Annotated in this window: 12 protein-coding genes and 2 pseudogenes; all 14 read left to right on the forward strand. The window is 36.5% G+C overall.

Features of this window, described 5'->3' with window-relative positions; all coding sequences use genetic code 11:
- Positions 1 to 45: 45 nt before the first annotated feature.
- The 14 genes and pseudogenes from ltrA (at position 46) to CN601_RS02205 (ending at position 25261) form a co-directional block, all read left to right on the forward strand.
- A complete protein-coding gene (ltrA, locus tag CN601_RS02140; RefSeq protein WP_098169878.1) occupies positions 46 to 1347 on the forward strand; it encodes a group II intron reverse transcriptase/maturase in 1302 nt (433 codons plus the stop codon).
- Positions 1348 to 1564: 217 nt separating this feature from the next.
- Positions 1565 to 3289 (forward strand): sigma-54 interaction domain-containing protein, encoded by a 1725-nt coding sequence (locus CN601_RS02145; RefSeq protein ID WP_257131588.1) that lies wholly within the window; start codon positions 1565 to 1567, stop codon positions 3287 to 3289.
- Between the two features lie 373 nt (positions 3290 to 3662).
- On the forward strand, positions 3663 to 4766 hold the full coding sequence (locus CN601_RS02150; RefSeq protein ID WP_098169880.1) for a M24 family metallopeptidase: 1104 nt from the start codon (positions 3663 to 3665) through the stop codon (positions 4764 to 4766).
- Positions 4763 to 5825, forward strand: a pseudogene (locus CN601_RS02155) (M24 family metallopeptidase). Before CN601_RS02150 ends, CN601_RS02155 begins: the two are co-directional and overlap by 4 nt.
- 71 nt (positions 5826 to 5896) lie before the next feature.
- Positions 5897 to 6964, forward strand: a pseudogene (gene eutH, locus CN601_RS02160) (ethanolamine utilization protein EutH).
- A gap of 1127 nt (positions 6965 to 8091) precedes the next feature.
- On the forward strand, positions 8092 to 8502 hold the full coding sequence (locus CN601_RS02165; RefSeq protein ID WP_098169881.1) for a hypothetical protein: 411 nt from the start codon (positions 8092 to 8094) through the stop codon (positions 8500 to 8502).
- The gene (locus CN601_RS02170) at positions 8499 to 9068 is read left to right on the forward strand and encodes a hypothetical protein (RefSeq protein ID WP_098169882.1); all 570 of its coding nucleotides are present in this window, start codon (positions 8499 to 8501) and stop codon (positions 9066 to 9068) included. Before CN601_RS02165 ends, CN601_RS02170 begins: the two co-directional genes overlap by 4 nt.
- Positions 9069 to 9480: 412 nt before the next feature.
- The gene (gene tnpB, locus CN601_RS02175; protein ID WP_098169883.1) at positions 9481 to 10656 is read left to right on the forward strand and encodes an IS200/IS605 family element RNA-guided endonuclease TnpB; all 1176 of its coding nucleotides are present in this window, start codon (positions 9481 to 9483) and stop codon (positions 10654 to 10656) included.
- Positions 10657 to 10755: 99 nt separating this feature from the next.
- Entirely contained in the window at positions 10756 to 10980 is a 225-nt protein-coding gene (locus CN601_RS02180; protein ID WP_098169884.1) for a hypothetical protein, read from the forward strand.
- 13 nt (positions 10981 to 10993) lie between these two features.
- Positions 10994 to 11182: a hypothetical protein gene (locus CN601_RS02185; protein WP_098169885.1), complete on the forward strand. Its 189-nt coding sequence runs from the start codon at positions 10994 to 10996 to the stop codon at positions 11180 to 11182.
- A 93-nt stretch (positions 11183 to 11275) separates the two neighbouring features.
- A complete protein-coding gene (locus CN601_RS02190; protein WP_098169886.1) occupies positions 11276 to 13318 on the forward strand; it encodes an FtsK/SpoIIIE domain-containing protein in 2043 nt (680 codons plus the stop codon).
- A 1334-nt stretch (positions 13319 to 14652) separates the two neighbouring features.
- Positions 14653 to 18453: a S8 family serine peptidase gene (locus tag CN601_RS02195; RefSeq protein ID WP_179865404.1), complete on the forward strand. Its 3801-nt coding sequence runs from the start codon at positions 14653 to 14655 to the stop codon at positions 18451 to 18453.
- A 1286-nt stretch (positions 18454 to 19739) separates the two neighbouring features.
- Complete coding sequence (locus CN601_RS02200; protein WP_098169888.1) at positions 19740 to 23924, forward strand: S8 family serine peptidase; 4185 nt, start codon at positions 19740 to 19742, stop codon at positions 23922 to 23924.
- A 1091-nt stretch (positions 23925 to 25015) separates the two neighbouring features.
- Entirely contained in the window at positions 25016 to 25261 is a 246-nt protein-coding gene (locus CN601_RS02205) for an RNA-dependent RNA polymerase family protein (protein WP_179865405.1), read from the forward strand.
- The last annotated feature ends 12 nt before the right edge of the window (positions 25262 to 25273 follow it).

Raw genomic sequence — 25273 nt, forward strand, 5'->3', positions numbered from 1 at the left:
AAGGACCTCTACTTTGTTCATGTGTTTAGAAGGAGGTAAGAGTGAGTGAATGCTAGAAAACTAGCTAACTACACCGATGAAAAAGCTCAAGAACTTTTGAAAACACTATATCTATGTGCCAAGGAGAAACCTAATCGCAAATTTCATGCATTATACGATAAAATCTATCGCCCTGACATTCTACTGGAAGCTTGGAAACGTGTAAAAAGAAAGAAAGGAAGTGGAGGAATAGACGGACAAACGATTGATGAGATCGTTACAAAATATGGAGAAAGTAAATTCTTAAATGAACTGTATGCACAGCTTAAAGAGAATAATTACTATCCTAATCCAGTTTTGAGGACGTATATTCCAAAAGACGATGGAAAGAAAAGACCTCTAGGAATTCCTACCATAAAAGACAGAGTGGTACAAATGGCAACAAAGATGGTCATTGAACCTATTTTTGAAGCTGATTTTCAAGATTGTTCTTTTGGATTCCGTCCTAAGAGAAACGCCCATCAAGCGATGGCGAAAATAAGGAATGTAAGCCGAAATAGTTCTTGGGTAGTCGACGTCGATATCCAAGGTTATTTTGATAACATTAATCAAGATAAACTGATGAAGCTAGTTGAACAGAAAATCAATGACCGCCGAGTATTAAAGTTAATCCGAAAATGGTTACAGGCAGGAATAATGGAGGAAGGTAATTTAAGAAATCCCCTTACGGGCACACCGCAAGGTGGAGTAATTTCTCCATTATTAGCAAACATCTATTTGAACATATTGGATAAACTTTGGTTGAAGAAATTCCATCATCTAGGAGAGTTAATTCGTTACGCAGACGACCTAGTAATACTAACTAAAACAAAACAGCAAGCTTTAGAGGGTGCTCAAGTATTACAAGCAATCATGAAGAAATTGGATTTAACAATTAATCGCGATAAATCGAGATTAGTTAATCTGTTTGATAATAAAGAGGGTTTTGATTTCTTAGGCTTCCACAACCGAAAATTTATGATTCTAATAAAAGGTGGAAAAACCTATCACGCAATGTCACACATTCCGAAGAAAAATGCCATGAAAAAGATGAGAGCAAAGATTAAAGCATATACAGAACCGAGAAACAAATTGTATTTAGACATAAAAGAACTAATAAAAGGATTAAATAGGAAGCTTCAAGGCTTTAAGAATTATTACAAAATATCCTCGAAAGCAACTAAGTGGCTAAATATAATCGACTGGTATGTGCTTGAAAGGCTCACACTTTTCTATAACAAGAAGAGAAATAACAAAAATAATCATGGTAACTTTAAGAAAATTCGAGGAGAGATAGAACATTTAATTGTGAAATTAGCAAGGAATTAACCGTAAAGCATGAGAAAGAAGAACATCGGAAAGCCGTATGAGGGAAAACTTCACGTACGGTTTGATGAGGGGGAGCTGAAATTAAAAGAGATAGCGTAAGCTATCCCTTTGAAATCAGTTCTCTACTCTACAAGTAAATGGCAGGATAGTCCGATGTGGAATGTAGAACCCACAAGACATTAATCATGACACAAACTCGTCGAAAGGATAGAGTGATATGAAAAATAGACAATTGGGTGGTGGAATCAACATGAAGCATCTTATTCCTAACGTAGAAGACTTGTTGCAAACGAATTTTTCTTTGCTTTCCGATATGGATGACAAAAATGAATCAGCATATATATTTAAACAGCATCAAAGTGAAGTCTGGATGTTAACGATAAATGAGTATCTTCATTATAGAAGCGAGAATATCAAAGAACTTTATTGGAAAAAAGCTGGCGTTTCCAATGAAAAAGCTGTTATTCAAGACGTTATTCAAGAAGTGAAAACATCAGATGTTGTGGTTATCACCGATGGAGAAGGAAAAATCAAGGGCTACATCGATTCCGCTGCTTTACTTTCTAAAGTGTTTGAATCTTATCAATATATAGAGGCCTATTTTCAAACGATGATTGATACAATGGATGGTTCGGTCTCGATTGTGGATGAAGCTGGAAAAACGGTTGTTTGGACTCCTGGTGCTGAGAGGATTTTTTCTATTCCTAAAGAAGAAATTATCGGAAATGATATAGAGCAGTTTTTTCCAAAAGAAATGTTATTAAATAAAGTTACGATGGAAACAGGTCAATCATTTCGCCATGAACAGCATAAACCTCGTGAGGATCTTTTTGTCATGATTAATAGCAGTCCGATCGTCATCAATAATCGGATCGTAGGTGCGGTTGCTGCAGAAACAGACATTACGAGTCAAGTGTTAATGAATCAAGAACTTATGAATGCTTCCTCCAAAATTCTTCAACTGCAGAATGAGGTTTCAAGGCTACAATTGTCACATGATTCCTTTCAACAAATTAAGAGTTCGAGTCAATTGATGAAAGAAACAGTTTCATTATCAAGGAAAATGTCTGAAACGAGTGCGAACATATTATTACTTGGTGAAACTGGGGTTGGAAAAGAAGTCTTCGCAAAAGCTATTCATTATTTTCGTGGATCAGACTCTCCATTTATTGCTGTAAACTGTGGTGCGATTACACCATCATTGTTTGAGAGTGAAATTTTCGGCTATGAAAAAGGAGCGTTTTCTGGTGCAGATTCAAAAGGTAAAATAGGAAAACTAGAGTTGGCGCATGGAGGAACACTTTTTCTTGATGAAATTGGTGACTTACCGTTGGATATGCAAGTTAAATTACTCCGAGTATTGCAAGATAAAACGTATTATCGGGTTGGTGGAACAAAGCAACTGAAAGCTCAATGCCGAATCATTGCAGCTACTAATAAGGATTTAGAGGCAATGGTTGAAGCCAATACCTTTCGAGAAGACCTTTATTATCGACTAAACATTTTATCTATTACGATTCCCCCTTTGAGAGAACGAAAAGAAGATGTTATGGAGCTCCTTCAACTATTTATATATGAGTTTTCATTGTTATATCATCGAACGATTAAAATCGTAGATCCTCAGGTCACTTCCGCCCTATTACAATACGATTGGCCTGGAAATGTAAGGGAGCTTCGAAATGTTATTGAACGATTAGTTTTATTGTCAGGAGAAGGAACCATCTCTGTCGGAGACTTACCGCCAAAGCTGACACATTTTACATTGTCATCGACCGGATACCTTGATGATTCCTTACAAGATGACCTAAATGATTTTGAAAAAAATAAAATCATGGAAGCAATTCAAAAAGAGAATGGAAACAAGCAAGCAGCAGCAAAAAAACTAGGAATATCTCGAGCTACTTTATACAATAAAATGAAAAAATTAAAGATTGAGCTTTAAAAACAAAAAGCATTTGCACCTAAATTAGTCCAGATGAGCGTAAGATGCTCCTGGGCTGATTTATGAGCTGGAAATCAAAGATAGACGCAAATAATGCTCAGTTAATCGCAAGTTATCTTCTATTACCGAAAGTATTGCGCCTCTACCCGTAAGTAAGCTCCCTACCCTTAAATAAACTCCACTTATAGGATGTTCCACTGTTCTGTCTAAACTCTAACTGTATAAATACTTTGACACTCAGTATTACACAGTGTCTAAAAACCTCTACACTATTACCTAAACTAGCCCCTAAATACAAGATATTAAAAATGGCACAGAACTTGCAACAATACTTCATGTCTATTTTAATCCATACATTAAAGGGGAATTAATCATGAATAATCGATTGCAAGAATTGAAAAGCTTTTTACAAAAACAAAGTATTCCAGGTGGCTTAGTCACATCACGCCATAATATTTTTTATTTATCGAATTTTGATTACAATCCGCATGAACGGTTTGTAGGTATTTTTGTCTTCCCGAATGACGAACCCATTTTTATTACACCGGCAATGGAAGTTCAAATGATAAAGGATGTAGGCTGGAACCATCCAATTCTAAGTTACACAGATTCCGATCACCCGTGGGCACTTGTTCGTGACGTGATCGAAAGCAGAAACAAAATGAAACAATTTGCTGTTGAGAAACATGAAATCTCCTATTTTTACATCGAAAGTCTACAACAGATTATTGGTGAAGTAGAGTTTGCATCACTAGATCCAATACTATCTGAAATGCGACTAGTAAAAGATGCTGGTGAAATTGAAATATTACGTGAAGCGGCCGCTTTTGCTGATTACGGCGTGCAAGTGGGTATTGAAGCATTAAAAGAAGGAATCACAGAACTTGAAGTATTAGGTAAAATTGAATTTGAATTAAAGAAAAAAGGGATTAAAGACATGTCATTTCCTCCCATTGTATTGTTTGGCAAAAATGCAAGTAACCCACATGGCGCTTCAGGAGAAAATAAGTTAAAAAAAGGCGATATTGCCCTATTTGATTTAGGTGTGAAATATAAGGGATATTGCTCCGATATCACAAGAACTGTCATTTTTGGTAATACCAATAGCAAACTCGATAAAATCTACAATACGGTTTTACAAGCCAATCTTGCAGGTGTGGATGCTTCTCAACCTGGAACAAGAATTGGTGATGTTGATCTCGCTGGAAGACACGTCATTCAAGCAGCTGGCTACGGTGATTTTTTTCCACATCGAATCGGTCATGGCCTTGGAATTGATATTCATGAGGCACCTTCTATGAACGATGCTAATGAGGGGATATTGAAATCAGGAATGGTCATCACCATTGAACCTGGCATTTATCTTAATGGCCTTGGTGGTGTTCGTATTGAAGACGATGTTGTCATTACGGAAAACGGGTGTGAAGTATTAACGAAGTTTCCAAAACAATTAATGGTTGTAGGAGTTGAACGATAATGAACCGAATCGAAAAAATACAGAAGCAGCTAGTAGAGAACAATGTCGATGCAATATTAATTACAAAGAGTGAAAATCGTAGATATACGACAGGTTTTACAGGATCAGCAGGTATGGTGCTAATTTCAAAAAATGCTGCTACCTTTATCACTGACTTCCGTTATGCTGAACAAGCTCAAAATGAAGTGAAAAACGCTAAAATTATCGTCCATGACGGTAATCTTGAAAGAGAAGTTGCCAATGAAATCGAACATCTAGGTCTTAAAAAGGTCGCTGTTGAGGCAAATGCCATGACATTAAAAACGTTCTCAACGCTACAAGAGTATGGAAATGTACAATGGATCCAATTGGAAAATATCGTTGAAAAGGTTAGAGAAATCAAAGAGCCGTTAGAATTAGAAGTTCAGAACGGCAGCTAATATCGCAGATAAAGCGTTTGATTATATTTTGAATATCATTAAACCAGGGGTTACGGAATTAGTAATACGTGATGAACTGGAATTCTATATGCGTAAACAAGGTGCAACCTCATCATCTTTTAATACCATTATTGCTTCTGGAAAGAGGGCTGCCCTACCACATGGGGTGGCTTCCGAAAAAGTGATCGAGCATGGTGACATGGTTACCCTTGATTTTGGTGCATTGTACGATGGTTATTGCTCTGATATTACGAGAACAATTGCCGTCGGGAGCTGCTCGGATGAGTTCCGCAACATTTATCACATCGTATTAGAAGCTTTAAAACGTGGAACAGAAGGAATTCGCTCTGGTGAAAAAGCGAAAACGATTGACGATTTAACGAGAGACTATATTACAGAAAAAGGCTTCGGAAATCGTTTCGGACATTCAACAGGTCATGGTTTAGGTATGGAAGTTCACGAACCAATCCGACTTTCTGACAAAAGTGCAGAAATTCTTCAAACTGGAATGGTTGTTACCGTTGAGCCAGGCATTTATATCCCAGGATGGGGTGGCTGCCGGATTGAAGATGATATTGTAGTAATAGAGAATGGTTTTGAAATCATTACCCATTCTCCTAAGCACTTAATTATCTTATAAAAAATATTGAACAGGTCATCCAAGGAATTTTTATAAAGATGACCTTTCTTTTGAATGAGGTCGTATTCGATATGAATGAAATCATCATATATATCATGACAGGATTTATGGTTCTAGGAGCAGTAGATTATCTGTTGGGTAATCGGTATGGAGTCGGACAAAAATTTAAGGAAGCCTTCCATTCCATGGGAGCGCTAGCCCTTTCAATGGTTGGAATGATTTCACTATCGCCTGTATTGGCTAAATAGTTAACACCGATTGTATCCCCTTTCTACCAATTTCTTGGAGCAGACCCATCGATGTTTTCATCCACGTTTTTAGCTCTTGATATGGGTGGATACTCTTTAGCAAATGAAATGGCTCAATCGAGTGATGCTGCATTATTTTCTTGGGTGTTTTTAGGAACGATGATGGGGCCGACTATTGTTTTTACCATTCTGGTTGCTTTAAGTATCGTTCATACAAATGATCATCCCTTTTTTGCTAAAGGAATTTTAATTGGACTCATGACTATTCCATTTGGATGTTTAGCGGGAGGATTCATAGCAGGATTTGACTTGATATGGATGTTGAAAAATCTGCTTCCTTCTATCCTCATTTCTGTCTTGATCGGCATTGGGATGTTATCAGCTCAATCCGTGATGATCCGTGGTTTTAAATGGTTTGGTAAAGGGATTGAAATCGTTATTATCATTGGTCTTGTCTCGATTATCATTGAAACTTTAACAGGTATAGTTCTTATTCCTGGTATGATGCCACTTACAGAAGGCTTTGTAACAGTTGGAAAAATAACCATCATGCTTGCCGGTGCGTTTCCGTTTGTATTTGTGTTAGTAAAAGTATTAAAGAAGCCTTTTGTACTACTCGGAAATAAGCTAGGTATGAATCAACAAGCATTGGGGGGGTTCATTGCGTCCTTCGCCCATCACATTCCTATGTTTGCGACACTGCACGAAATGGACGACCGCGGGAAAGTCATAAATACCGCATTTGCCGTAAGCGGCGCATTTGTATTTGGCAGTCACTTAGGGTTCGTGGCGGGCGTGGAGAAGAATTTTGTCATTCCGCTGATTGTCGGCAAACTGACCGCTGGGTTTTTGGCTGCAGCATTGGCTTTTTTAGTCACAAAACGTCGTTAATGAAGAAAAGGTGGAACCAACAGTCCAATCGACTTTTCAAAGTCACTTTACAGATGTTTGTTTTGCATACTTTCGTAATATATCAGCCTTTAACGATTCCCATGTGACATTCGACAACATATCTTTCGTAGATCTTACATTAAAGATTACCGATGAACCCTTCCTTAGTGGAACTCAGATTAATCCTACAGCCACCATCGTAAATAGTCAAAATTAATCTAGCAAACTATTAAACCCGGGCTACTCGTTTGAAGTTTCACCGCAGTATAATGCCGCATATAGTTTAGGTGGATATTCCAGATAAATTATTAAGAATAATAGGTAATAAAAGATAAGTCTAACAAAGCTTCATTTGCTTCTATAAGGGTTTATTTTATATAAATCTTCATTCTTTAATGAGGAATAAGTGAAATTTCACATACTGTAGTTATTTACAAATGAATTTTTAAAACCAGTCTCTAAGGAATTACATAAAGTAATGGTGAAAGATACAAAATAAAAACTGCACCTAAAGCCGCGGTCCTTATTGTTTATGGCTTGAAATTACACTTTCTACCAACAATTTTTCTTTTAAGAATTCAAAATGATAAAGCGAGTAACAAGAAATCAGTTTAATGATATGAAAAGGATCATACTTAAACAATTTACTTCAGATAAAGTATGTATGATTACTAGTGAAATCGAAGAAAACAACTTTTTATGATAATGATAGGTTCGTATTAAGAAAGGATGATGCAAATATTTTTATTAAAGAATTACAAGAATATTTATCTAAATAAAAAGAAAGCTAGTAAGTAGGTTACCCTATTTACTAGCTTTTTTAATTTTCTTAGATACTATTTTAATTCCGCTCTTTTGGTTTTTAAATCCCGCAAATGCTTTTGCAAGTTCTTTAGAAACTCCTTGTTTTGCTACAGAATTCATTTTCTCCACCTCAACTATTTTTTTATTTAGTATGTCCATTGTAGAAAAATTTCATACAATTCCACTAAATTTTTGTTATTTCAGTTCTAACTTGTCCACCCATATCGTATATATTTCACATGACACAATGACATTTTGACACTATAACCCTAACTTAACACTTAAAAAAACTAATTTTTTTATAAAAAGAGAGGGGTGCTTCTATGGATACCTTTAACCCAATGTTTAATGAAAGTAAGAAGGGGAATGATCACATCATTCCTTCCAAACCTCAGCAGGTAAAAAAGGTCCGTAATGAACGTAGCGATAAAAAGAAAGACATTCGGATACTATTAAAGCCAGAAATGAAACAACTGATTAAAAAATTAAGTTTCAAATATAATACTTATCCAACAATTTTAACGACAGATATACTTACTGAAGCTCTATATCGCATTAAGGAGTTTGATGAAGTCGAATACCCAATTGAGTCAAAACATTTAGTTGTTGCGAAACTAGACAAAGAGACGTTTGAGATTTTACAAGGCTATTGTGTGGAATGGGATTGCAGTATTCGTAAAGCAGCACACAGGGTATTCGTAAATAGTTTAAGGAAAGAGGGCCATTTTGTATGACGAGTATCTATAGTGATTACGACGTAATTGGTTCAGAATTAGAACATTTAGAAGATAAAAAGCATGGTTTCTTTTCATTTAAAAAAAAGGTGAAGCTTTACAAAGAATATCCATTTAAATTTGAGATACCATCTAAGGCCTATTTACGAGCAAAAGTATTTTGTTTAGATGTCGAAGAACTAGCTGAATATAAATTTTCAATGGAAGATTTTATCACAATTTTATATGAAGACTTCATGCGTAATATTCGAAAAAATAATGGCGATCTACTGAAAATGTACAAGTTAATATCAGGCAGAGATAAACGATTACAATTACTGTCAGGTGGTAAACAAAAACATCTAAAAGATGAATTTGTAGTGGAGGTTTCATGTACGATCCAGAGGGAAGATGCGCTAAAATTTGAAGTTTTATTAATGGAGATTGAAGAAATTTATAACGTCTATTATTCAGTGGAAGATGTTTTAGAAATTTTGGTTTCAGATTTTATTTACGAACTAAGTATAGGAAACTTAAAATCAATTATGACCAAAATCGTAAAGTATTGGAACACTCCAAATGAATGATGATATTGATTATGATGGAAAACTTTTTAACTAAAATTAAGTAATTTTCAATAACAAAGTATCAATAACATTGTTAAATCAGTGTTAAGCGTATTTTTAATAACATGGAATAACAACAATTAACTGCTTATTAATTTGATATACTGGGTAAAAAATAGAAGGAGAATACGCCTCGGTTGGGCGTTTTCATCAAGCATTTTTACTTTCACGAATACAATCTTCAAGTAGTTGCTCAATTACTTCTATATCTTTATCTTTTTTATCATTCTTCTGACAGAATACTCCTTCCTCCAGGAATGTGTAGGCAAAGCCCAAAGAGTAGTGAGGGGATTAATATCAGTTGGCGATAGCCAAAACTTCCCTCTTAATTTTATAATAGGAACAAACGTTCTTGTGAAGTGGGGTGAAATATATGTTAATAAACAAGGCTTTCAAGTTCCGCATCTACCCAAACCAAAAACAAATTGAACTGATTAACAAAACGATTGGCTGTTCAAGATTTGTATTCAATTACTTTCTTGGCAAACAAAAAGAAAAAGAAGCATACTGGTATATCGTCGAAGAAATGATGCAAACCGGTCAATTCCCAGCAAATAATTGGAAAGGCACATTTTTAAACAAATATGAAACAGTGAAATCACTTCCTGAACTAAAGAAACATTACTCATTTTTGAAAGAAGCCGATAGTATTGCTTTGCAAAAATCAGTAGAAATTTTGGCTGATCCCTTTGATCGCTACTACAAAAAACAAAATAAACAACCTCGATTTAAGTCAAAAAAGAATCCAGTGCAATCTTATACAACGAAGTATATAAACGGAAATATAGCTGTCATAGACAACCAGATCAAACTTCCCAAACTAGGGAACGTTCGTTTTGCAAAAAGTCGTGAAGTCGAAGGTCGTATACTAAGTGCCACTATCAGAAGAAACCCCTCTGGTAAATATTTTGTTTCTTTAGCTACTGAATCGGAAGTCATCGAATTGCCTAAAACGAATACAGCAATTGGTATTGATGTTGGACTGAAAGATTTCGCTATTCTTTCGGATGGAGCGATTTACTCGAATCCGAAGTTTCTTCGTTCATTAGAAGAAAAATTAGTCCATGCACAAAAAATACTGAGTAGACGAACGATCGGTGGTGCGAACTGGTATAAAGCTAAAAGAAAAGTTGCTCGTATGCATGAAAAGATTGCGAATGCAAGAAAAGGTTATTTGGACAAGATTTCTACCGAGATTGTCAAAAACCACGACATGATTGGAATGGAAGACTTGTCAGTATCGAACATGTTAAAGAACCGCCTTCTTGCTAAAGCAATCAGCGAAGTATCTTGGTCACAATTCAAAAGGATGATTGAATATAAAGCGAAATGGTATGGTAGACAAGTAGTCACCGTATCAAAAAACTTCGCTAGTAGCCAGCTTTGCTCTTGTTGTGGCTACAAAAACAAAGACGTTAAAAATCTCGGATTACGTGAATGGGAATGCCCTAAATGTCATACCAATCATAATCGAGATATTAACGCAGGAATCAATCTTAAAAATGAAGCTATAAGACTTCAAACCGCAGGGACTGCGGGGATCGCCTAGTCAATAACTGGTGGATACACTGGTGTTCTTAGGAATCTCCTTCTTCAAACAACCCATAGGTTGTTAAGGAGGGGTAGTTCAACGGTCCTCAATATCATCATGTTTGGAATTAGTACACCCGATACGTATCAGGGAGTGTTTAGTAAGTTATTAATTCTATTAGGTGGGATACATTTTAGTCAACCACCTGCATTTCTAAATAACTATATGCAAACAAAACCTGATGTCTATTCTAGTGTGGCACAAGTTCAACGAAGTTTATCTACTAACCCAACTGCATTGCTTTGGAAAGCATTTAGAAAACCAACTAAAGCAAAAACATAGGAGTGTGATGAAGGTGAAGTATTACTTAGGAGCTGCATTTAGAGAGAAGTATCCAAGATTAAAAGTGCAAAATGGCGATGAAATTCAGAATTACGATATCATTTTAGTCTACGAAACAAAAAGGAAGAAGTTTGCGATTAATATTGGCAGTGACCATAATGTACCTTCAATAATGAAACAAGTTGGAATTGATTATGTTTGAAATGGTCCTATTGATTAATACGAGTTTTATCATTTTGAACACTTTGTATTTGCTACATTTAGTGACTAAACGATTAAATAACTAGGTGATCATATGAAAGGTCTTCCTTATGATGAAGTTTTAAAGAAGTCTTGGTATAGGACTGCTACTGGTGATGAACGAAAGGTTGTACATCATATTACGAAAAGTAGCTTAATCTCAAACGCTTATAGTAAGTGGGGGAAAGAAGTTAACGTAAATGAAACTTCATATGAAGTAACAGGGAGCTTTATCAATCCGCTGTCAGCTTGTTTTCCCTATTCTGTTCCTAATTGGCAAGAAGTGCAAGCCATATTAAGAGAAGGAGAAGGCTTAATCATTAGTGTTCATGCTAAAAGATGCCATAAGAATATGCAGCAACACTTATTAGAGCTTTGTGATTTATTTATGAAAGGGATCGATACACCATCTTTAATTCTTCCAATACGAATCGTTCAACGAAAAGTCATTGAGAAGATCAGTAGTAGTGAAAGAGCATTAATTGATGGCATGGAGAAGAAGGCATTAGGTTTACATTACCGAGTAAGTATCACTTTCTCATGTTCTCCACGTGTCTTTCACCGATTACATAAGCTATTCGGTGAATGGAAAGTTAGGAAGGAAAATAAACCTTCTAGTTTCTTTTATCTTAATAGCAATATCATGTGTGAAAATGAATTAATCCATTGGCAAATTGCTCCACAAATAATGAAGACCGTTCAACCGTTACTATTGCCGTATTCACCAATCAAAACTTCCTTGAGTGAAGTACAACGGGTGAATCTACCACCCCAGTATTCAATCCTACCCTTATCTAAATCAATCGAATTAGAAAAGACAGTAGATTACTCGAATCAAATTCTTACTGCTTTTAACTCGTTGAATAGTAAAGGTGGGATTTCATATCTTTCTAAACAAATAGGTCCGACCTTGAATCAATATCATTTTCAGTTGAACAACTTAAAATTTACTACTATTAGTAATTTAGCAGAAGACTTACGAGTAGCATTAGGGTTAACTTATTTAAGTATAGAAGGAGGGAATAAACCAAATACAGTTCGCATCTCAATTCAGCGGAAGGATCGAAGTATTGTTACATTAGGAGATGCATTGGTTAGAATGAAAGAAGACTTATCAACCTATCAAGTACCAATTTTTTTAGGAGTAGATATGCTGGGTAATCCAGTTTTTGATGATTTTGGAAGGATATCTCACTTATTAGTTGCTGGTTCGACTGGCAGTGGTAAAAGTGTATTTTTAACTACATTGCTAATTTTCTTTCATTTAACAAAGAGTTTTGATGAACTGCTACTCTATTTAATTGATCCGAAACAAGTTGAATTTTCACCTTTTGAAAATTCTCCACTAGTCGAAAAAGTAATAACAAAATCAGCTGAAGCAATCAGTTTATTAAATTCATTAGTACAAGAAATGGAAAAACGATACGAATTATTTAAAAAAGAAAAAGTTCGCAATATAAGTCATTATCGTAAGAAAGGGCATATTATAAAGAACATCGTTGTCATAATAGATGAATATGCAGACCTATTTCTATTTGATAAATCAGTTGAAAATTACGTCTGTTTATTAGCACAAAAAAGCCGAGCTGCAGGAATCTTTTTGTGCATTTGCACTCAAAGACCATCAGTTGATGTGGTATCAGGTTTAGTCAAAGCTAATCTCCCGAGTCGAGTTGTATTTAGACTTACAAGTATGCATGATTACAAAACCGTGCTGGATGGAAAGCCACCATTCGTACTTATGGGAAAGGATGATAGTGTTGCTCAATTAGAAGGTAAGGAAAACTTTATGCGACTACAGAGCTGTCTTGTCGCCCCAACAGAAAGTGAAGTAGATGCAATAATTGAGCAACTTGTCACTTCAGATGAACTTAATGAGAAAAGTAATTACTCTTTACCAATTACCAATTTACCCCCATCAAAGAAAGAGTTAGTATGGAATTTTATTGAAAGTACCAAAGATTCTAGGTTACGAAGTATCCTAAAAGAAGTTGGCGGAGATATGGGAGAATTAGTTCAGATTATGCGCGAATTAGTGAGTGACGGTAAGCTAGAGCCACCACGTGATAAAAATAGAAGATACACGATCGTTAAGTAAGGGTCGTTTCCTCAAATAGGAAACGGCTATTTTTGTGTCTATCACTAATTAATAAGTACAAACACGGTAATACATATTTCTTACAATCCCGTCAGAAAACATTCAGCAAATGATAAGTGGTTCTGTTAATGCTTTGCGCATTGAAACAATGATCGAAAATACTAGAATAGTAGAAATTGATTCGGTTATTGAATAGTTGAAACTTGAAAAAAATATGCTGACTGAACCAGTAAGTGAGTGATTCAGTTACGACCAGTCCTAAAAGAAAAAATTCCAGCAGGACAAACTAAGCTAGTGTCACTTTATAGATTGAAAACAAAATAATGGTTCCTATAAAGCTACGTAAGGCAAGCCTATGAATAGCTTTTAATCATGCATAATTTTTACCCCTTTCATTGGCTTAGGAGTGGGTGATTTTAGTTAACGGAGGGTGGTTAAGAATTTTTGTTCACGCACTCCAAGCACGTAGAACGTGTGGCGCAACTCATTTTAAAGTTGTAACCAACAAATAAACTGCTAACAAACTAAATAAACCTCTGATAAAATGCAGGAGTAGGGAAAAGGAAAAAGGGGCGAAAGAAGTCACCTCGTCTTTTCCCTATTTTTTATAAGGGATTCATTTTGAAAATAATATAGTTTTGCTAAAAAAATGAATGGAAAAATGTGGATAATTCGGTTGGGTAGCAAAAGTTTATTTTGAATGGGAAAAGATTGGAACGTAAAAATGCAGACTGGAAGGAGGGAAATATCAAGAGTTTTTTATCACTGAATAAAGAGAAGGCAACTAACCTAATTTTTGGTGTTGCCTTTTTACGTTTCTTGTAACAGATTAACAAAGCAATATTTACATGGACGGTGCCGATCTTATCAACGAGTGAATGGAGAATTAGAGGCATTAATTACTAGTGGTCCAAAACAATTAAAGGCTATTCTCCAGTGAAAATTCTAAAATCCCCCAAACCAAGCTTCAATATCTTTCGAATTTCTACAAAAAATTTAAATATATTAACTCTTTTTTCTGTTTTAAATTACAAAATACAACATCAAAATTTATATTCATGTCGATTTATGTATAAAAATCCCTATTAAGTTCTTAGACGATTTTCCCAATACACTTATGTAAAGGCCTGTCCTATAATGTGAATTAGAATATTAATAATTCTGAATATTTAATAAATTTTCTTAATTGATACTAGATTAGTTGAGAAATTTTAATAGTTTGAAGTTGAAAGTCAAATCAGTGTATGAGATGTGAAGTCAAGTCAATAGTACGAAGCTTTTACATTTTTACAAATATATTAATCTATTATTTAGTTAAGAAATGGGGATGTTTAATGAAGAAAAGGCGAAACAAAAAAATGTTTAATGTATTGACAGCAGGATTGGCTACTACGGCACTTTTGGCAACAAGTACTGGTAATACGTTTGCTTATGAAGAAAATACTACTAAAACACAGGATATCCAGGCTAAAGGGCAACAGAAGGACAATCCGGTCGTAGCTTCACACCAGGTCACACTCGTGACGGGAGAGGTTGTGACGGTAGACCGTTATGCCGACGGCGTACAGGGTGCGACAGTCGAGCCAGCGTCTGACGGCACCCCAGTGGACATAACTACGATGAATGTGGGGGGTGATCTTTACGTCATCCCGGCACAGGCACAGGCGTACTTAGCTACTAATATGCTTGACCGCGAGCTGTTCAACGTCACCAAGTTGATTGAATACGGCTACGATGATGCTAACCGCTCTGATATACCGTTGATCGCGACTTATCAAGGCTCACAGGAGACGGCTGGTAGTATGCCAGTGCCGACCGGATCAGAAAAGAAAATGACGTTGGACAGCATTCATGGGGCATCGCTTAAGGAGAGCAAGTCGAAGTCGGCGAAGTTCTGGGAAGCGGTAGACGATGACAGCACCAAAGCTGCGACCGCACCGAAACTTGCCGATGGCATAAAGAAGTTGTGGCTTGACAAACCGGTGCATGTGACGCTGGACAAGAGTGTTCCACAAATTGGAGCGCCTACAGCATGGGCGGCTGGTTATGATGGCACAGGAGAGAAAGTTGCTATCTTGGACACTGGGATCGATCCAAATCATCCTGATGTAAAAGATGCTATTTTAAAAACAAAGAGCTTCATAGATGGTGAAGATTATGTCGATCACTTCGGGCATGGTACGCATGTTGCTTCGACTATCGCGGGATCAGGCGCTGCTTCCGGTGGTAAATATAAGGGCGTAGCACCAGGTGCAAAACTTCTAATTGGAAAGGTGCTTAGCAATGATGGTTCAGGTCCCCAGTCTGCAATCATCAATGGCATGGAATGGGCAGTTCAGGAAAAGGCTGATGTCGTCAGTATGAGCCTTGGTGGCTCTGATCCGAGCGATGGAACGGATCCAATGAGTCAAGCTGTTAATAATTTGAGTAATTCTAGCAACACCTTATTTGTTATCGCGGCAGGTAATGCAGGTCCAGATAAAGGAACCGTTGCATCGCCAGGGGCGGCGGAAAAAGCATTGACCGTTGGGGCCGTTGACAAATCCTCAGATGAATTATTGGCTAGTTTTTCAAACCGTGGTCCACTTATCAACAATTTTAATGTTAAACCTGAGATTACAGCACCAGGAGTAGCAATTGTAGCTGCTCGTGCTGCAGGAACTACTATGGGTACCGCTGTTGACAACTACTACACTAGTGCCAATGGTACATCGATGGCTACACCACATGTTTCCGGTGCTGCAGCCATTCTGCGTCAAAGACACCCGGATTGGTCAGGAGACCAAGTCAAGCAGGTATTAATTGATACTGCGGTAGCAAACTCTCGCTACATAGCTTATCAACAAGGTGGCGGACGTGTAGATATTTCGAAAGCATTAGATGCTAACGTCTATAGCAGTCCTGCAGTCGTTAGTATGGGAGTAGGGTTTACTACTACTCAGCCGATCGTAAAGACATTTAATTATGTCAACCCATCCGACAGTGCGATCACATTGAATCTCGAAATGACAGCCAAGGCGGAGGATTTAACAGCGGCTCCTTCTGGAATGTTTAAGCTCAGCCAGTCAGTGGTCACTGTCCCAGCACATGGCAGCATTGCGATGAATATAACATTTAATCCAGCACTTGGCCTTAAAAGCGGCGATTATCAAGCAGTGGTTAATGCTACATCAAGTGACGGTAAAATCATTAACACGACCATTGGTGCAACAGTACAAGATTTAGTTGATTTAAATATTAATGAGATCGATCGTAACGGAAAACCGGCTGGAGGCGATTTAGTGTGGTTCAACCTTGACACGGGGGCTGGTAAACAGGTCACTCCTAGTAGCAGCGGGATGACCAAATTATCCTTGCAGCCGGGACGTTACGCTGTAATTAGTACACTAAACACAAATGACAAGGCCGGAATAGCTCAGAGCTATACCCTAGCCTCAGTGCCTATGATGGAGCTAAAGAGTAACCAGAACCAAGAGATCACGTTTGATGCCCGATTAGCCAAGGAGGTCAAAGTTACAACACCTAAGAAGTCCGAAAAGCACTTTTGGAAATTCGGAGTCCGCGAGCGGATTGATTCAAACCACGGCGGAGTTGACTACATGAGGAATTTTAATGGCGATTTACACGCCTACGTGTTGCCAGTCAAGGCGCCAAATAATATTGGTCAGTTCGAGTTCAACTTCCATTCTCGCAACTACGCCCCTGCAATCGAGGCATCCTATGATGACAAGAAGAACGAGTCGATTCCGCTTGTGCCAGTTTCTTTTGCGCATAAGTTGGACGGCGATAAGACACTCCAAGCAGTCAACGTCGGCGTGGCACTACCAGCGGATCTCAGCGGCATAGACATCCATGGAAAGCTAGCGGTCATCACCCACGATTTGAAACAGAATCCGAGAGACCAAATAAAAGCAGTGATGGGTGCTGGCGCCGCGGGAGTGATTGTCGTCAATAACAACGGGGAGAGGTACAATCTAGGTGTATTTACAATTGACAATGTCGTCATCCCGGCCTATACTCTTGGCCAAAACGACGGAGAAGTGCTCTTCAACAGAATCGCGGGTGGTCCTACCTGGATCAAGCTGCATGGAATCGCCGACAGTCCGTACGTGTACAATTATGCGTCGATGATTAATGGTGAAATTCCGGATAACCCTGTCGACGCGGTGACAAAAGAGAACTCTGCCGTAGTGAAGGCCCACTACCGCAGGCCAAATGGCTGGTTGAAGTCTGGCGAGTGGGCCGTGGCATTACGTAAGGACGAAGGTGGCTTCACTACGGTCGTGGATAAATTCGAGGAAAAAACACCGGACCGGGAAGAGTGGTACTCCACAGGCAACAAGACGGAAATGAAGATTTTTAGATGGGCTCATCAGTATTATCCAGACGTTACTGATATTGCTTATAACATGAAGGACACATTTCGCATCTACTCGCCGGGTGACAAGAAAGAAGAGACTTGGATGGGCGCGGCGAACGCTCCATCTGGACCGGAGAATAATACCTTGGCGTATCGCGAGGGAGACACCTTAAACCTTAACATGTTTGATTTCGGTGATAGCGAGCCGGGGCACTACGGCTTGTTATTTGCAAATAATAGTAAAGTCAAGCTCACTTGGGGGTTGTACCAAGACGGGAATCTCATCTCTCAGCTAGGGGACCAAAGTAATCGTAAGTTTGCGGTCAGCCCAAACCCGGCTACTTATAAGATCACGGCGGACACATCGCACCCAGAATGGTTCGGGTTCTCTCTGGCTACAACGACCAGCACTGCTTGGACATTCAAGTCCCAGCGACCAACAGATGGGCAAGAAAACCTTGCGCTACTGTGGCCGAGGTATGATCTTAAACTTGATGAAGAAAATAAGGCACAAGCTGGAAGCACGTACCAATTTGATTTATCATTCATACTTCAATCTGGTGCTACCACGAATATTCGTGGGGTAGAAGTCGCAGTTTCCACTGACGATGGCAATACTTGGCTGCCTGCGGATGTGAATAGAAAGAAAGATGGCCACAACATTGTGACTTACAAAAATCCAAAATCGGGCTATGTGTCGCTACGCATTAAGGCATGGGATGACAAAGGCAGCCAAATCGAACAGACTATAATTAGAACCTATGCTGTACGCTAACAGTCGCTTTATATAAAAAGCTACTATGTAAATAACTCTTTATTCCATTTGGAATAAAGGGTTATTTTTTTAAAACAAATAATATAAAATACACTCTACCTTCTTTTTTAAAAAGCAAAGAGATTTTCGAAATCAGTCTTTTATAAAATGTCTCAACAACATCCCATGTATTACCAAATGCACTCTGCACACGTTGAGTGTGTGGCGCAACTCATTTTAAAGTAAGGCAGCAAGCCCATTTGGGCGCTGCCTTTTTACTTATAATAAAAGATTGAAAAAATTATATTGAATTGTAACTGTACCACTAATATTACAAGTGACGCGATTAACTAGAACTTTTAAAACTTTTGGAGTAATTTCGTTCATTTAAATAACGTCTTTTAATGAATTTTTTAGATTAAGTTCGTATTTTTCATCATTACAAGTATTCAGTTGACATTCTAATTGAACTAATTCTCCTTGCAATTTATTAATTTTCCCATTAGTTATTTCACGATAATCGTTTAGTTCAACGGCAGAAATAATACGATGTAGGTGAGATTTTTGCCTTTTCAAATACCTTTTTTACTGAAAAACGTTCGCAAATTTATAGATGTTTAGAATAACTACCAAGAAAAATAAATTCCTTTAAGTCAGAAAAAAGAACATACCAAAAAAGATGCTACTCATTCGTTAAAAAATGAGAGTGTCCAAAATTATAGACTTATGACTTAAAGTTGGATTGGAGGGAACAATTACAAGTTTCGACAGTTTTATGCATTTTCATTCTCTATGGTGAAGCACTGATTTAGTTGGCTGACGCATGCTGTAGTGTAATATCCGGAAGTTTATAAGAGGATTTGGATCAAAACTACTTTAAAGAAGCTATCAATTTCGTTAATAGTTTTCTAGTTTCGTGTCGAAAAAAATATTTTATACTAAATCAACAGCATTTAATAGTTTTGTACAATATTTCCCCAAATTTAGACTCTCTTCATTCATAAAATTTTGACAAAATAATTAACATAATATTGGTGAATAATGAAAGTTCTACATAAACTACATCTTAACGACAATTTTTTTAAAAAAACTGATGAAAAAAAGCGTATTTTGAATCATGTATTTATGCGTATTTCCCCAATTTACACGACTCCAAATCTCCTTAATAATTGTAAGTGCTTATGTAATTGTAATAAATCAACAAAATAGATGAATTCTAAATAAATACTTAAAACCGATTAGAATCATTGTTTCGTAATTCATTGCACTACATTTGTAATAAAAAGACAGAGACTTGGAGGAAGAAAATGGGGAAAAAAGCAAACATCAATAGTAAGGTCGTGAAAAGCCTAGCTGTAGTTGCACTATCATCTAGTTTTATTTTAGGTTCACTTGGACATGTAGATCTTACAAAAGCTGCAAGTAATTCAAAGGTTGAAGATATTTTAGCAAACTTAACTCCACAACAAAGAGCCGCACTTAAAGACCTTTCAACTAATGAGGAAGCAGGTCTTCAAATTTCATCTGATATTGATCAAACTTCAACTAAACAAACATCAGTAATCGTACAGTTTGTAAATCAACCTACAAAAGTTGCTCAAATCCAAGCGAGCCTTCAAGGGCAAACTTTAACTGAAACCGAAGCAACGAAATTGATTAATCAAGATCATGAAACGTTTAATCAAGATGTTGGACAAGTATTAGTTGATGAGAATAATAAAAAGGTAGATTACAAGGTTAATCGTTCATATAAAAATGCGTTTAACGGTGTTTCGATGAGCCTACCTGCTAATCAAATTAAAAATCTATTAAAATCAAAAGCAGTTAAAACGGTTTGGAGCAATGAAACATTTTCAATTGAGCCACCTACTGCAGAAGATAATAATACATTAAAGGCTGATGAGGCAAAAGTAGGTAACTATACGCCTTATGATGGCTTAGATCGTTTACATGCTGAAGGTTTCACTGGTAAAGGAATTAAGGTAGGGATTTTAGATACGGGGATTGATTATCACCACCCAGATTTAAAGGACGCTTTTAAAGGTGGATATGATTTCGTTGACAATGATAATGATCCAATGGAAACAACATATGCTGACTGGAAGAAGTCAGGAAAACCAGAAATAAGCAACTCGTCACCTTACTACACAGAACATGGTACACATGTTGCTGGTATTATTGGTGGTCGTGGTACAGCAGATAGCGAGTATAAAATGTTAGGTGCGGCTCCTGAGGCGGATATTTACTCTTATCGTGTACTTGGCCCATATGGTAGCGGGACAACTGATGCCATTCTTGCTGGATTGGATCGAGCAGTGGGTGATGGTATGGACGTTATTAATATGTCTTTAGGTAACACGCTAAATGATCCGTTATATGCGACTTCAGTAGCTGTAAATAATGCTGTTTTAAGTGGTGTTACGACTGTTGTTGCAGCTGGTAATAGTGGAGATAAAAATTATACTTTAGGTTCACCAGCAGCGTCTGCATTAGCTTTAACAGTTGGTGCATCATCAATCTCACTTGATGTATACCAATACGCAGGCGTGCAAAATGGTGTTAATTACAATCTATTACAATTAGCAAGAAATTATACGGACGACCTAACTCAACTAAAAGGAAAAACATTCCAACTTGTAGATGTTGGCCTTGCTGGAACAGCAGCTGACTTTAACGGGAAAGATTTAAATGGCAAAATTGCTTTCATCAAACGTGGAACATACGCATTAACTGACAAAATCAAAAATGCAAAAACAAGAGGTGCTGTCGGAGTACTTATGTATAATGACGAAACAAACGCAGCTGAAGGAGCAATTCAATCATTTTTAGGTGAATCAGTTGATGCAGTACCCGCATTCTCAGTTTCAAATAGTGAAGGTAAAACAATCTTAGCAGCGATTCAAGCAGGAAATACAAGCTTCACATTTGGTGACTATTCAAAAATGAAAACAGCTAGTGATGAATTAGCAGGATTCAGTTCAAGAGGTCCTTCTCGTGTGAACTTTGATATTAAACCAGAAGTAACTGCACCAGGTGTTGCAATTATGTCAACTGTACCGTTTTATGTTAACAATAAAACGGTGGATGGAACTCATCCTGAAGATTACAAATATGCATATGAACGCTTATCTGGAACGTCAATGGCTACACCTTATGTAGCGGGTGTATCTGCATTATTATTACAGTCGAACAAAAATTTACAACCAGCAGATATCAAATCAATTTTAATGAATACAGCAGATCCGTTATCAAAAAATTATAGCGTGTTTGAAATCGGAAGCGGACGAGTTGATGCTTATGAAGCAATTCATTCAAATGTTGAATTACAAGTAAATGATCAAACACCGACAGTTAATGAAAAAGGTAAACTAAAAACGATTAAAGAATTAACTGGTGGTATGAGCTTCGGTTCATACGGATTCGATGACCAAGATATTGCTGATGACCGTACGGTTACATTGAAAAATCGAAGTGAAAAAGCAAAAACATTTAATGTGAAGGTTAATTTCCAAACAGGATTAAGGGGTTCATTAGATGCTGCGAAAAATAATGTAACGCTATCTGGACCAACTTCAGTTAAAGTAAATGGAATTAGCTCTAAAAACATACAGTTTAATTTAACTATTCCAAAGACAGCTGAAAAAGGAACATATGAAGGATATATCGTCTTTACAAATAATGCAGATCCAACTGAAACGTATCAAATTCCATTTGGCGGACGTGTTATTAATGAAGGGATTGATACCTTTACAGTACGATATCCAATGTATTCTGGTGATACAACGTGGCCTGAAAAAGCCTTTCCATACCAAGGTTTTCAATTCTCATTAAAGTCATTTATGAAGACTTTAGATGTAGTATTACAAGATTCAACGGGTCAAGATATTGGTTACTTAGGGTCTTATGATCCTCGAATATTGAATGAAAACACAGTTTATTCTAATACTGCTGGATTCACTGGGGGGTACTATCCGTTGACAGGTGATCCAAAAAATCCGATTAGCAGTGATTATGCTTATGCAAAAACAGGTAACTATAAATTAAAACTGATTGGAACAAATGATCAGGGGAAAGTATTTACGAAAGTAGCGGATTTCATCTTCGAAAAAGACAAACCAACAATGACTTCAAGTTTTGATTCGTTAGATCAAAAAGTGATTGAATATGATGATAGTCAATTCGATTCAAATGGAGAATATTTATATGATTTCAATATTAATGTAAATGATCCTGAAGTGGCTGATGCGAATCGTCTTGGATTTCCAATTGATCAATCAAGCAATGCAGTGGTTTCATTTTACGATGCGCCATATTCATCTCCAGCAATTAACACTGATAAAAATGGAAATTACAACGATCAAATACTAGTGAAAAAAAGGTCTACGCCTTTAAAAGTTCAGTTTTATGCTTATGATGCTGCAAGAAACTTTACTTCAGGTTCTTCGTCAATGTTAAGGGTAGTTTTTGTTTCTAATACGTACCCATATTATTATTTAAAAGCAAATAAACAAGTTGCTTCAACCGGAGATACAATCAATTACTCACTTCGTTCAAATAATATTAAAAACCTAAAAACATCAAAGATTACAATTCCAGTATTAAAAGACAATGGTGACTTAGCTACAATTAATAATGTTGTTGTAAGTGATGCAGTTAAGCAATATGGGGATGCACAAGTATCTGTAACATCAACATCTGATGATATTTATACGAAATATACAATTACTTTTAACTATTTAGGAAATAAAGCTTTACCAGAAGATATACAATTAGTTAATTTCGATTTAAATACAGCTAAACATTATGCGGCAAGGTCTGCTTTCCCTGTCTACTGGTTTGGCATGGAAATGACTGGAACTACAATTGATCAATCAAATGTAGAATCAAATAATGTATATACTTATATGGAGAGTGTTAATATGAAAGAAACAAATTCAAGGATAAATGGTAACTTGAATTTAGAAGGAACGATGGATCCTTTAACAGGCCAACAGAATTTCGCGTTTGATAATACCAAAGTTGGTGCAAAAGTAACTGTAACGTCATATGATGGTAAAACTGTTTTTGAGGCTGATCCAGTAAAAAATGGAAACTACATTGTAGATGGAATGAAAGCTGATAAAAATGTCTATACATTAAAAGTAGATGCACCAGGTCATTTTACGATGTATAAGTCGTATGTACTATCAGATGACGTACGTGGAGAATCAATCGGAAATTTAAGAACTTTTTCCACTCAACCTAAAGCTGGGGATTCAAATAAAGATAATGTAATTGATATAATGGATGCATTATTTCTACAAACATATTGGGGAACAAATAAATCAGGAGCCGATTTGAACTTCGATGGAGTTGTTGATAAAAAGGATATGGATCTTCTAATTCATAACTATGGATTACAAAATAGTACAGTTCCAAATCCACCTAAAGCGAAAACTTCGTATAAAGGTGCTACATTGGATACTGTGTTAAGTCAGTTAGGATTAAAATAATCCTAATCTAGTTTCTATAATCAAATGAAGAACTATTTTATGGATTACTATAGTAAATAGACAGTAATTAAATAGGATTTTAAGTAGCCTTAGCCCAGTATTTTATTGGGCTAAGGTTTTTTAATTACTTTTGAAATCAATCTCTCTCGTGTTCAAACAGCATCAGTATAGCATCTGATCAGCGGTTGATAGGTCGATGAATGACTAAGTAAACGTTTCTACATTATTCTTCTTAAACCACTTTTAATGGTGATTGTCCATTTTCATAGAGAGTATATTCTGAATCGAGTGCGTTTATTTGGAAAGCGAATCGTTTTTCAGACGTACATTCGATTCCATATAGAAATTTGTGAAACATGAAAAGTTTAATGTCTTTTTCGACTAACACATTATTTATAAGGTAAAGATTCATGTGAAATAAAGGATCAGTTAATTAAAGAATTTAAAGAAAATGTATATTGTCCATCTAATTTTGATCATTATTTAGATTAAAGAGATGATAATCTCACCAACATCTCATGTATTGCCAGCTACATACTTTACATGTTGAATGTGTGGCGCAACTCATTTTAAAGTTGTAGCCAACAAATAAGCTTCTAACAAACCGAATAAACCCTTGCCAAAATCAGAATTAATCTCTGATAAAGTAAGAGTAGGGAAAAGGGAAAAAGGGACGCACGTAGTCACCTCAAGACTTTTCCCTATTTTTTTATCAGGCATTTATTTTAATTGTTGTAATGGTGTAAAAGCTGTGATAACGCAAGAGAATCCGGATAAATATAAGTGGGAAAAATAGAGTCCAAAACAATTAAAAGTCCAATCTCCAATGAAAATGCTATAATCCCCCAAATTAAGTGTCAATATCATTTGAATTTCTACAAAAAATTTAAATGCTTTAACTCATTTTTCTATTTTAAATTACAAAATACAACATCGAAATTTAAATTCATGTAGATTTATGTATAAAAAACTTAATGAAGATCATAGAGTATTTCCCCAATACACACGAGTAAAAACTTGTCCTATAATTTGTGTTAGATAATTAATATTGGGTGGTTAAATTCGTACAACATAGAATCGGTGACCTTAGAATGATTAGTCTAATCAAAAGGTGGTTAAAAGCTGGTGTAATGGAAGGTAAGGATACATATGTCAGTGAAACGGGGACATCGCAAAGTGGTTCGATAAGTGTACTGTTAAGCAGTATTTATCTACACTATGTTTTGGATTTATGGTTTGAAAGAGAGATAAAACCAAGGCTAAAAGGTGAGGCATATCTAATAAGATATATTGATGATTTTGTAGTATGTTTCCAATATCGTTCAGATTCTGTTTAATGCAAAATAAAA

It is taken from the genome of Bacillus sp. AFS017336, from assembly GCF_002555445.1.
Lineage (GTDB): Bacteria > Bacillota > Bacilli > Bacillales > Bacillaceae_G > Gottfriedia.